Source organism: Pseudomonas sp. BRG-100 (assembly GCF_000737955.1).
Lineage (GTDB): Bacteria > Pseudomonadota > Gammaproteobacteria > Pseudomonadales > Pseudomonadaceae > Aquipseudomonas > Aquipseudomonas synxantha_A.
In genome coordinates this window covers 1,365,236-1,376,710 of record NZ_JPRX01000001.1, presented here as the reverse complement: position 1 = coordinate 1,376,710, position 11,475 = coordinate 1,365,236, and the positions used below count along the sequence as shown (strand labels likewise).

General features: G+C 58.2%; 9 protein-coding genes. 3 read left to right on the top strand and 6 right to left on the bottom strand.

All coding sequences use genetic code 11. The annotated features are described in order from the left end of the window. The 3 genes from JH25_RS21270 to JH25_RS21280 all read right to left on the bottom strand — a co-directional run. Positions 1 to 2,481: DUF6531 domain-containing protein (locus JH25_RS21270; protein ID WP_032877150.1), on the bottom strand; the 2,481-nt coding region annotated here is incomplete at its 3' end. A gap of 198 nt (positions 2,482 to 2,679) precedes the next feature. Next, a complete protein-coding gene (locus JH25_RS21275; protein ID WP_032877149.1) occupies positions 2,680 to 4,161 on the bottom strand; it encodes a methyl-accepting chemotaxis protein in 1,482 nt (493 codons plus the stop codon). Positions 4,162 to 4,257: 96 nt separating this feature from the next. Further along, positions 4,258 to 5,064: a TatD family hydrolase gene (locus tag JH25_RS21280; RefSeq protein WP_032877148.1), complete on the bottom strand. Its 807-nt coding sequence runs from the start codon at positions 5,062 to 5,064 to the stop codon at positions 4,258 to 4,260. Positions 5,065 to 5,300: 236 nt separating this feature from the next. On the opposite strand from JH25_RS21280, the gene JH25_RS21285 reads away from it, so the two are divergent. The 3 genes from JH25_RS21285 (at position 5,301) to JH25_RS21295 (ending at position 7,829) form a co-directional block, all read left to right on the top strand. Further along, on the top strand, positions 5,301 to 6,722 hold the full coding sequence (locus JH25_RS21285) for a transglycosylase SLT domain-containing protein (RefSeq protein ID WP_032877147.1): 1,422 nt from the start codon (positions 5,301 to 5,303) through the stop codon (positions 6,720 to 6,722). 104 nt (positions 6,723 to 6,826) lie between these two features. Continuing rightward, entirely contained in the window at positions 6,827 to 7,261 is a 435-nt protein-coding gene (locus tag JH25_RS21290; protein WP_032877146.1) for a DoxX family protein, read from the top strand. Positions 7,262 to 7,520: 259 nt separating this feature from the next. Next, a complete protein-coding gene (locus tag JH25_RS21295) occupies positions 7,521 to 7,829 on the top strand; it encodes a hypothetical protein (RefSeq protein ID WP_032877145.1) in 309 nt (102 codons plus the stop codon). Positions 7,830 to 7,833: 4 nt separating this feature from the next. Here the strand turns inward: JH25_RS21295 and JH25_RS21300 are convergent, their stop codons facing one another. From JH25_RS21300 to JH25_RS21310, 3 genes are read right to left on the bottom strand one after another with little or no spacing between them, the layout of a single operon-like run. After that, positions 7,834 to 9,576: a Gldg family protein gene (locus JH25_RS21300; RefSeq protein ID WP_032877144.1), complete on the bottom strand. Its 1,743-nt coding sequence runs from the start codon at positions 9,574 to 9,576 to the stop codon at positions 7,834 to 7,836. Positions 9,577 to 9,591: 15 nt separating this feature from the next. After that, the gene (locus JH25_RS21305; protein WP_032877143.1) at positions 9,592 to 10,317 is read right to left on the bottom strand and encodes an ABC transporter permease; all 726 of its coding nucleotides are present in this window, start codon (positions 10,315 to 10,317) and stop codon (positions 9,592 to 9,594) included. Beyond that, positions 10,314 to 11,240, bottom strand: coding sequence for an ABC transporter ATP-binding protein (locus tag JH25_RS21310; protein ID WP_032877142.1), 927 nt, complete (start codon positions 11,238 to 11,240; stop codon positions 10,314 to 10,316). Before JH25_RS21310 ends, JH25_RS21305 begins: the two co-directional genes overlap by 4 nt. Between the last annotated feature and the right edge of the window lie 235 nt (positions 11,241 to 11,475).

Below are 11,475 nucleotides of genomic sequence, written 5' to 3'. Positions count from 1 at the left end.
GCCACGCTCATTCCACACCAGCCGATGGCAACTGTGATCCGGGTACCAAACTCCGGTCAGTTGCCCGTGTTTGTTGTAGCTGTAATCGGTAACCTCGCCGTCAGGATCGATCCTACGCGTAATATCGCCTTGCTCATTACGCTCGTATTTCCAGACAGCCTCGCCGCGCCTTACAACCCGTACGAAGCCGTTGTCATGTTCGTAGGAGGTCGGCTCATCATCCCCGGGAAACAACGCCACCAAGCGTCCGGCTTCGTCGTACTGATACGCCGTCACCGCGCCCAGCGGATCCTGCTCGACGGTCAGCCGCCCCTTGGCATCGTAGGATTTGAAATGCTGCGCGCCGTCCGGATCGATGCGCTGAACCAACCGCGCCCGGTCGTCGTGGACATACACTTCCTGGCTGCCATCGGCGTTATGCACGGTGACGTGGCCGTCATCGTCCCAGGCATAGCGCGTGTCCATCTGGGAAAAACTCGCCCAATGCCGAACGCAACGCGCCGCCTTGCCAGCGTGCTCCCATTCCCAAAAGAAACTCGCCCCACCGGCCAGCTGCCGCTCAAGAATGACGTGCTGATCGTCGTACCTATAACGCTCGCTTTCTCCGACAGCATTGGTCGCGCAAACAAGTCGTCCCGCTTCGTCATAGGCGTAGGAAACGACGTTCTGTTCGGTCTCCCACACGTAGGGCTCACGCCCTTTGGCGCGATGTACCTGGTAGTCCACCGCGACGATACGACCCAGCTCATAACGCAACAGCAGCGAGCGACCAGCACCGTTATCCAGCCGCTCAATTCGCCCGGAATGATCACGGCAAATGCGTAGACGGTTGTCATACGCATCGCTGATCGAGACCAGCACACCGTCGCGAAAGTGATAGAACCGCGACGCCTGGGCCAGTACTAACTCATCAGGAGCCGAGCCCAAGTAGATCGCCGCTTCCGCCAGGCTATTGGTGATCGCGGGTCGAGCCGCTGTAGGCAAGGGCAGGGTGGTCGAGCGGTTCTCATGGTCGATCCACACCACCGAATCGCCCGACACACAAAGCCTGTGCGCCAGCGCATGACTCCAGCCAAACCCCAACCCGCAATCCACACCCACCGCACTGGTGCGATACAACCGCGTCCACTCAAACGGCAAAACACCGTCCAGCGCACCATCAGTGAGGGTCAATAATTCCTCGCCGGTGACCATCGACACCGGGCAGCCGTTGGTGACCGTCTTGTCCGCTGGCGCCGCCGCATCCCCTTTTGGATTCGACGCCACGGCAGGCACATCATCGACGTGTTCCTGACGGACCAACACGGTCTGTCGGGTCTTGTTGCGAACCACCGGCACCGGGTTCGAAACCAGCGTGTCGCCGGCCTTCAACGGCACCACCGGCACGGCCTTGACCGGCGTCGCCGCACTGCTCAGCAACACAGGCTTGGCGGCCTCAACATGCGTGTCCAACCGCGGCCCCGCCACCTGCCTGGCCAGCAACTCCAACAACGCCCGCGCCCCGCCGGACTTGACGCCACTCAGCACCTGCGCACCCAGCCGCAGCTGTACGCCAATACCCCGCGTAGCCCAGATCAGTAGCAAATTGATCAACACTTCGCCGGTGATTTCACCCAGCAGCTCGTACATTTCGGGCGGCGGCAGCATCCGTATCCAGGCCACCACCGCTGCCACGTAGATAAACAGCAGCGGCTCATCACTGAGCACCAGCAATCCCTTGGCCAGCGTGTCTTTGCTCAGCGCGAGCAGCGCGTCCAGTTCGGCCCGGGAGAGGTACTTCAGCAACTTTTCGCTGTTGGATTTGAGGTTCGCGAGCAGGTCATACAGCTCGGTGATGCTGTCCCACAGGTTGTAGAGCGCCTTGCCAAGTCCGGTAGCGAAGGCAATGCCCTGCATCGCACTGCGCTTGTAAGCAGGATCTTTGGCAAAGTCTGCCCATTGAGGCGCGAAACGCTCGTCCCACTGTTTACGCAGATCAGCTTCCAACCCGGCAATCACTGACGTGTAGGAGGCATACAGCGCCTTGACGTGATCCCTGGAGACATTGGGGTAAAAGGTGATTTGGTACTGCTGATCGCGGGTACAGTCGTTGACTTCGAGAATGCCGCTGGGGCCGATGGTCCGATGAAGCGGCGCGCCGACTGGGCTGCCATCCCGAGCCAGGGCTTGCAGTTCCACTTGGGTATTGCCGATGGGTACAAACCGGGTACTTTCAAACAGATGCACCAGAGTCAACCCACCCTGGGCTTTGCATTGAGCGACGGTACGGCTGGGTTTATCGGAAGAAGCCGGCGCGACCAGTGCGACGTCTTCCCCAACCTTGAACACCTGCTCCACGGCAAGTGCCGAACCACCCAACAGGCTGTCGGCCCACGCGTCGAACGTGTTCAGGCAGGTACGAAAATCCGCTAAAACGCGAGTGACATCCGGCGCCTTGGGATCCATGGGGGCCAGCACGAAGCCAGCGATCACCGGAATCAAGAGCCAGCCCTGTCAACCAGGGCTCTAACGAAAACAACCATCTGCAATCCCTCGCACTGTTCAATCAGGCGAGGGACTTTGCAGAGGTTCTTGGGTAAAAGAAGTCGGCGTTATTCGCGGAGATGGCGAGGAAGTTTCGCCTAAACTTCAGGTAAACCGAGGCTTGGTGGTAGGAATCGGATTACAGGTGGAACAGTCTTACAGCTTCAACTGCCCAATCGCCTTGCTCAACTCACCCGCCAACGTCGCCAGTTCATTGCTGGTGGTCGCCGACGACACGGTCTGCTGTACAGTGTTTTCGGTGACATCGCGAATACTCACCACGGCGCGGTTCATCTCTTCGGCCACATGGCTTTGCTGTTCGGCGGCGACGGCGATCTGAGTATTGCTTTCGCGCATCTGCGCCACGGCACCGGTGATTTGCGCCAGTGCGGCGCCAGCTTCCTGGGCTTGTTGTACGCAGTCGTCGGCCTTGAATGAGCTTTCCTGCATAAAGTCCACCGCATCGCGAGTACCGGCTTGCAATGCCGAGACCATGCGGGTGATTTCGTCGGTAGAGCTTTGCACGCGCTTGGCCAGGTTGCGAACTTCGTCGGCAACCACCGCGAAACCTCGGCCCATTTCCCCGGCGCGGGCGGCTTCGATGGCGGCGTTGAGGGCGAGCAGGTTGGTCTGTTCGGCGATGCTGTGGATCACCCCGACCACGCCGTTGATCTGTTGGCTGTCCTGGGCCAGTTTCTGGATCATTTCGGCGGTCTGTTGTACGCCGTTGGACAGCCCGGCGATTGAACGCTGTACGCGGATGACCACCTCCTGGCCGCTGCCGGCGAGGGTGTCGGCGGTCTGGGACAGGTCGCGGGTAGCGCCGGCGTGCTGGGCGATATGGTGGACGGTGGCGGTCATCTCATTGATGGCGGTGGCGGCCTGGTCGGTTTCGCTCTGCTGGCCGAGCATACCGTGCTGCACCTCGTTCATGCTGCTGGCCAGGCGTGCGGCGCCGTCATCCAGTTGCCGGGCGGTGCGTGCCACGGTGTTGACCACGCGCTGGTAGCCGGCCTGCATGGCGTTGAATGCACTGGCCATCTGGCCGACCTCGTCCTTGCAGGCCAAGGGCACGCGTGCCGACAGGTCGCCGGTTTTCTCGACGTGCAGCATCACGTCCTTGAGGGTGTTGAGTTGGCTGAGCAGGAAGCGGATCAACAGTTGTGAGGCGCCGAGCATGGCCAGCATCAGGATTGCCACGGCGACGGCATAGTTGGCGAAGCGCTCGCTGAACACTTGGCCAAGGCTGGGTGCGTAGGCGAGGACGGCGACGTGTTGACCGTCAACGCGATCGATCACCTCGGCGCCTATCAGTGGGTTTTTGCCCAACAGCGGCATGTGATTGAGTTCGACCCAGCCGCTGGCAGTACTCAAGGCTGGAAGAGGCTGGTCGCCCAATTGTGGGATTTGCCCCTGGGCATAGGCCAGCCATTGCTCGCCGGTGGGCAGGGCTTTGTCGGCTGGCCAGGCGCTGAGCAACCGCCCCTGAGCCTGGGCCGAAGCCTGGGATGCCTGGCTGCGTGCCTGTTGCTCAAGCTGTACCGCGTACAGCACCAGCAGCAGGGTGGTAATGAAGGCGACCGCATTGACGGCCCAGAATTTGTACTTAAGCGAGATATTGCTAAGCCAGGCACCCATGGAAGGTTTTCTCTGATAGCGGAAACAGTATTGGCAAGGTGCCATTATTGTGCCGCTACTCAGAAAAGCGTTTTTGACATGCGTCAATGCACGGCATCAATCCACATCAGGTAAGCCGAAAAAACGGCGGGCGCAGGCGGTGCTGTGCAATGCCAGGTCTTCGAGGGTTTCATGACGGTGCAAGGCCACTTCGCGCAGGACTTCGGGCAAGTACGCCGGTTCATTGCGACCGTTTTTTGGCTTGGGGCGCAGGGTGCGCGGCAGCAGGTACGGCGCGTCGCTTTCCAGCATCAGGCGGCCCCTGGGAATTTCCCTGACCAGCGGATGCAGGTGCGTCCCACGGCGTTCATCGCAGATCCAGCCGGTGATGCCGATATGCAAGTCCAGGTCCAGGTAGCTGAACAGCGCCGCTTGTTCACCGGTGAAGCAGTGCACCACGGCGGCGGGCAGGTGGTCGCGGTAGTCTTTGAGGATCTCCAGCAGGCGCTGGTTGGCGTCGCGCTCGTGGAGAAACACCGGCAGTTTCAGCTCGACGGCCAGGGCCAGGTGGTGTTCGAGGACTTTTTCCTGCTGGGGGCGAGGGGAGAAGTCGCGGTTGAAATCCAGCCCGCACTCGCCCACGGCACGCACCCGACTTTCTCCCAACAGGCTACGCAGGCGCTGTGCACTGTCGCCGTTCCAGTCGCTGGCAGAGTGAGGGTGGATGCCAGCGGTACTGAACAAGCGCTGGCCGCTTTCATCAAGTTTTGCACACAGCTCCAGGGCCTGTTCACTGCCCTCGATGCTGGTGCCGGTGAGCACCAATTGCTGCACGCCAGCGGCGTAGGCGCGTTCGAGGACAGCCTGGTGCCTCTCGTCGAAACTGGGGTTGGTCAGGTTGACGCCGATATCAATGAGTTGCATGGTGCTATCTCCGCCTGCGGCCGGAAAGCATATCAGAGCTGTAGATTTATAAGAAAAACCAAGAACTACAACGCGTTATCGCTGTCTTTGAACGTCGCAAGCGACATTGTGGTTGGCCAGTTGCCTGTCACTGTGTCGCCGTTGCGCGCCTTGCCAGCGCATAGAGCGCTCTGTTTCTGACCTCCAGCACTTTGTTATTCGCGAAGGCGCTGGCCAGTATTCTTTCCGGAGAGCGGATGATCCGACCCTCGGCGTTGCTTATGTTGTGCCTGACGTTGCTACTGCCCATGGCGGCGGTCGCACGTCTGGACGGGCCGTTGGAAGTCACCAAGCCTGGCAAGGTGCGTGACCTGGCGCAAATTCGTTCCAGTCGCACCCTGCGCGTACTGGTCAACCAGAGCCGCAACAGCTCCGGTGAAGTGCAGGGCCAGGCCATCGGCGTCGAATACCATCGGTTGCGTGCCTTCGAACAGTACCTCAACGGTCACGCCCGCGATGGCCAGGAAATCAACCTCAAGATCATCCCCAAGGCCAAGGACCAGTTACTCGGCGCGTTGGCCCGTGGCGAAGGCGACCTGGTGGCGCCCGGCGAGTTGCTGGATGTGAAGGCCATACACAAAATCAGCGCCAGCGAGCCGATTGTCAGCGATGTGCCGTTGTGGCTGGTCGGCGTCAAGGGAGAGCGACGATTTACCAAGTTGGAGCAATTATCTGGTCGCACGTTGACGCTGACCACCGGCAGTGCGGCGGCGGATGCCATCAGTCAGGTCAATCAGAAACTGGCGCTGCACAAACGAGCGCCGGTGAAGGTGGAGTGGGTTGACCCTAGCCTGGCGGTAGAGGATGTACTGGAGATGGTGCAGGCCGGGATTTTTCACCTGACGATCGTTGAAAAACCGATTGCCGAGCGCTGGTCGAAAATCCTGCCCAAGCTGCGCTTTGACAAGCAGGTGGTAATCAGCGAACCGGGTGACGAGTTCTGGTTCGTGCGCCAGGACGCTTCGATGCTGCGCGCCAGCATTGACCGATTTCTCAAGACCTATCGAACCCCTGCCGATCAGGACGTGGCGTTCCAGCGTATCTACCGACGCCTCTATCAGGTGCGCAACCCGCTGGCGCGCGCCGACCGCCAGCGTCTGGAAAAACTGCGCCCGGTCCTGCAAAAACATGCGCGCGAGCAAGGGATGGACTGGCTGAACCTGGCGGCGTTGGCGTTCAAGGAGTCCTCCCTGGACCCAGGCGCACGCAATAGCGGCGGCCCGACCGGCCTGATGCAAATCACGCCTTCGGCGGCGCAACGGGTGGGGGTCAACAACATCGAGAGTCTCGATAGCAATGTGCAAGCTGGCGCACGTTACCTGGCGTTGATCCGGCGTAAATTTTTCTCCAGCCCCAAGCTCAACGAGCGCGAGCGCATGGCTTTTGTGCTGGCGGCCTACAACATGGGCCCGGAGCGGGTCCAGGGGATGCGCACGGAGGCCAAGCGCCGCGGGCTGAACCCCAATCAATGGTTCTTCCAGGTTGAACGCATCGCCATGGAGCAGGTGGGGATGGGCGGCGTCAGCTATGTTAATAGCGTCAACAAGTATTACTTGGCGTTCGACCGGGAGCGAGAGTCCCTGGAGCCGCCTGCAGCAAAAATTGCCTTACGCAAATAATCAAATTTATCGATATTAATTAGGCAATATTTGCGCTTTTGTCATTGTTTAAACTGATTAATATAGCGGCCAACCAACCCCTACCTGGAAAAGGATTTATTTAAATGAGCCCAATGATTACACGCGTCTTGTCCACCCGCGCCGGTTACGGCCTGACTATCCTGCGCATCTTCGTCGGCATCATCTTTGCCGCTCACGGTTCGCAAAAACTGTTCGGCTGGTTTGGCGGCGGCGGCCTGGCGGGTACTGCCCAATTCATGGAAAGCCTCGGCCTGACGCCGGGTACCCTGATGGCAGTGTTGTCGGGCGGTACCGAGTTTTTCGCCGGCCTGGCCCTGATCATTGGTTTGCTCGCTCGCCCGGCAGCATTGGGCCTGACCTTCCTCACGCTGGTTGCGATCTTCTCGGTGCATATCCATAACGGCTTGTTCATGGCCAACAACGGGTATGAATTTGCTTTGGCTTTGCTCGGCGGGGCGCTGGCGGTATTGCTCGAAGGTGCGGGCAAACTGTCGGTTGATCGCGCCATCACTGACTGATCTGTTTGCATGTCCCGGAAAAGGCCCGCATCTGCGGGCCTTTTCGTTGCTCGGGATTCTTGACACTGCCCCACCGGCTTCTCTAGGATGCTGTTCATGCGCCGATTTAAACAGCTAATTGCGGGGCGCCACTGGGACTCAATGCAGCCCGACAGAAGTCCGTATCCTCACCCAGGGCGCTCTTCGAAATACCGCTAAAGCGCTGGTTCGGTGTTGCCTCTCACCTGCCCGCAGACTTTTGAGGCAGAGACACGACACGATGAATGCACCACGCCCTCTCATACGCCTGGCCCCGATTACCGCGGACCTGACTCAACGCAATCCGAAAATCCTCCTGGGTGGTAAACACCAGCCGACGCTCCTGCGTTATCTGGACGGCTGGCCACGCCGTAGCGGTCGGCCCTCGGCGTTCCTGATCCAGTTTGTCGAGGACGGCGAATCCCTGGCTCGTTTTGCCAGCAATAGTTTCGACCTTGCAGTGATCCAGGCGCCCAATGCCGGCGACGCCCATGAAGTGATTCACCAACTGACGCGTATTGCCCGCCAGGGGTTGATTGCGCGGCGTTGAGCCGTCAGTCATAGGCCGCTGGCGCGGCTGATCGGCGTCGACGTTGGTGGAGGGAAAGTCCCCAGGCAATCAGGCATAACAGTAACGGCATCGTGGCGATCATCAGCCCTTTAAGGTATCGCTCGAAACGCTGCAAGGGCGCGTATGCCTGGGCTTTGAGTGCATGCAACTCGATGGGCAATTGCAGGCGTTCCTTGTTGAGTGCCTGCAACTGGGTGTTGGTATCCACGGCCTGTGTGACCAGGCTTGCGTGCCCTGGATTCAGCCTTTGCCATGCTTGCTCTGTGAGCTCTTGTCGTCGCTCCAGTTCAACCGCACTTTTGCGATAAGCCTGTGCGGCTTCTTCGCGCATGTGTTCGAGCCTGTGCAGTGGCTGGGTGATGACGCGCGGTCGGATGCGCCTGAGTATCTCCGGAACTGCCAGGTTATCCAGGGTATTCAATACAAATTGCGCATTACCGTTGGGCTGAGCGTTGCTGACAGCGTCCGCGAGCACGTCAGTGTCGGCCACGACCACCACCTGGATCTGCTCGGTGTGTTGCATCCCCGGTGGCTGGCCCTTGAGGCCGTCGGGAAATACCGAATAAGCGGGGCCCTCGACACGGGCGGCAATCACGTGGCGCTCTCCTGTCGTGGCGGTTTCATCGATGAGTGAGTCGAACGTGGTCGCAGAAGCAAAGCGCCCTGCATCCAGCAGTGCGGACTGCCGGGAGCTCTGTAGCAAGGGGGTCAGCAGCGTACGATTTTTGTTGGACAGGGAGAGGGCGCCGCTGCTGGACACGGTCACGGCATCCAGGTTCCAGGTGCTCAGGTCTGTCGGGTTCATTGCCTGCCGTGGAAGTTCCAGCCTGGCTGGGTGCAGTACCTTTGGCATTCCGGGGCCGGGCGTAGCCGATGAGGCGTAAATATTATCGACCAACAGCTTGTCCGCAGGCATTTGTATACCCCATGCAGTGAGCAGCGCATCCAGCCTGGCGTTGGTCGTTATGGCTTGCGCAGCTATCTCGCTCACCGGGTCGATAAAGGCCATCAGCGTTGCGCCTCTCATTACCGCTTGCTCAATGGCATACAGAGCCTGCTCGGGCAGGGCACCGGGCTGTACGACCATCAATGTACTTATCGATGACGGCACTTGAGCGATGGTCGATGCCAGTTCCACCACGTTGAATTGTTCGCGCATCTGTTCCAGTAGTTCGCCGGCAGGTTCATGTAGCGCCAGTCCCGACAGCAGGCCGATAGTGGGACGTTCAGGGTGCATGAGTTTGTGGAGCAGGTGGCTGATTTCATATTCAAGCAATGACTCATGCTCGGGATTGAACAGGTCAATGCGTTGCGCGCTATGGCCGGCACGGGTGCCAATAAGGCCTAGGAATCCTTGCGTGTCATCCAGGCCAAACAAACCGGCTTTGTAAGCGTCTTCTGAAAAAGGCGTTGGGTTGATGACATGTAGATTGATCATGCCGTTGGCCGCTTTTTCGACTTCCTTGAGCATGTCTTCAACGCGACGGCCGTAACGACTCACTGCCTGGCTCCGTTGAGGGGCATTGATAGCATTGAAGTAATACAGGTCCAGTGGGGTTTCAAGTGTTGTCAGCAGTTGGCGCGTTGATGACGATAAGGTATGGATTTGCGTGTGTGAAAAGTCCCAGCGGATATTGGGTAGTTTCGGTACCCAGACCAGATTGAATGCCAGAAACAGTAGCGATATGACAAGTAAGGTCATACCCGCACGAAGAGCGGATCCCATCAGTGGCTTTCCTTCTCAGCTGTTCTTGTAGTTGAGTGTGATGGTCGTCGCAAAGAGAAAAGCCAGGATCATACTTATAAAGTAAAAGCCGTCATGCAGTGTCAGTTTGCCGTTATCCATCGTGCTAAAGCGAACAATAGGGTCAAGGGACATCAGGCTGTCGATAATCCAAATGGGTGTCTGGCTATCAAGTGCATCCAGCATTGAGGAAAGCGCGCTGGCAATCAGCAATAAGCCCAGTGTGAGCAGGAAAATAATGATGCGTTGCTTGGCAAGTACACAGATGAAGCAGCCCACCGAGAGATAACTTCCGGCCAACAACCAACTGGCCAGGAATTGTGACGCGATAACGGCATTATCCGGTGTGCCCAAATAGTTGACCGCGATCACCAAAGGGAAATTAAACATTAAGGCAATGGCGCAGACGGTCCAGGCTGCCATGAATTTTCCGACCACCTGTTCAGTGGCGGTGACAGGCAAGGATTTCAGCGTGTCGCAAAAGCTGCTGTTGTATTCATCCGACCACAACTGCGTCGATAAAATGGGGACCAACAATAGATAAAGCCAGGGGTGCAGTTCGAAGAAAGCCTGCAAATCGCTGCTGTTTCGCTCCATCCATTGCTGGGTGTCCAATCCCAATGTCGCACACAGCACGAGGAAAACCGCCACACTCAGGTAAGTGCTTGGTGAGCAGGCATAACTGGCGAGTTGACGCTTGAAAATAACAGGTAGCAGTCTCAAGCAGGTATCTCCTGGCTCAGATGGTGAACGACATCGCCCAAGCGACCCGGCTCCAGGCTCAAAGACGTTATGTTCCAGCCGCGATGTGCGATAAGCGCGTTAATCGAGGGGAAGATGGAGTGCCCGGGCATGGCCAGGACAGTCACCTTGCCCTGTGCATGTCGGTCCTCCTCGATGCCCGCGACACCGGGTAATACGGCAAGTGCGAGTAAATCCAAGGGGCTGTCTGATGCCAGGGTCACCGCCTGGAAATGCCGGGAACTGCGCTGCAGATCCGCCAGCGAAGCATCGGCGGCCAGGCGGCCACCGGCGATGACCAGGGCACGGGTGCACATGTCCGTCAGTTCGTGGTAGTGGCGGGAGGCGATAATGACCGTCATGTCCTCGGTCAGGGACTTGATGAGTGCGCTGAACTTGAGCCGTTGATCAGGGCATAGCCCTTGCGTGGGTTCATCGAGCAGGAGCAGGCTTGGGGAATGGACTAAAGCCTGGGCCAATGCAACCCTGCGCTTCAAATCAGGGGGCAGTATGTCGGCGGGGCAGTCGAGCACGGGCATCAGGTCCAGCCGTGCGGCTACCTGCTCTACCTGGCTGCGCTTTTCCAGGCCCCTCAAACCACGAATGGCCGCAATAAAATTAAGCATGTTTTTGACGGACATTCTATGGTGGGTGAGTCCGCCTTGAAGTTGATAGCCAATGGCTTTTTTGGCTTGAAGTGAATGAGTTTGGGTATTGAACCCCAGAATATTGATTTGCCCAGAAGTCGGTTTGATCGTACCGGCGATCAAGTTCAATAAGGTCGTTTTCCCTGCGCCACTTTCTCCCAGCAGGCCCACGCATTCCTGATGCTGCGCACTGAAGGAGATGTTGGTAATTGCGCTTGTTCTGCCCAGCTGTTTTGTTAAGTTGCTTATCTCGATCATGTCGTTACCGAATAAGTGTTCGGGGCGTGTGCGAAGCGGCGCTGTATAGGGAAGGGCCTTAAAAAGAGTACGTTCATTAGTTGTGGTTGGGAACGCACGGCGCGACTTATAAGAAGAATCCTACGTTCGGCTCGATAATTCGCTGAAACAATTGTTTTGTTTGGAGGGCTTATTAATGTTCGGATGTTTATCTGATGTTTATATAAGGTTTTCTCTTTTGTAACGAGGCCTGATC

Coding starts and splice junctions, on each gene's coding strand:
- JH25_RS21275 (WP_032877149.1), bottom strand. CDS start 4,161: ATGGGTGCCTGGCTTAGCAATATCTCGCTTAAGTACAAATTCTGGGCC.
- JH25_RS21280 (WP_032877148.1), bottom strand. CDS start 5,064: ATGCAACTCATTGATATCGGCGTCAACCTGACCAACCCCAGTTTCGAC.
- JH25_RS21285 (WP_032877147.1), top strand. CDS start 5,301: ATGATCCGACCCTCGGCGTTGCTTATGTTGTGCCTGACGTTGCTACTG.
- JH25_RS21290 (WP_032877146.1), top strand. CDS start 6,827: ATGAGCCCAATGATTACACGCGTCTTGTCCACCCGCGCCGGTTACGGC.
- JH25_RS21295 (WP_032877145.1), top strand. CDS start 7,521: ATGAATGCACCACGCCCTCTCATACGCCTGGCCCCGATTACCGCGGAC.
- JH25_RS21300 (WP_032877144.1), bottom strand. CDS start 9,576: ATGGGATCCGCTCTTCGTGCGGGTATGACCTTACTTGTCATATCGCTA.
- JH25_RS21310 (WP_032877142.1), bottom strand. CDS start 11,240: ATGATCGAGATAAGCAACTTAACAAAACAGCTGGGCAGAACAAGCGCA.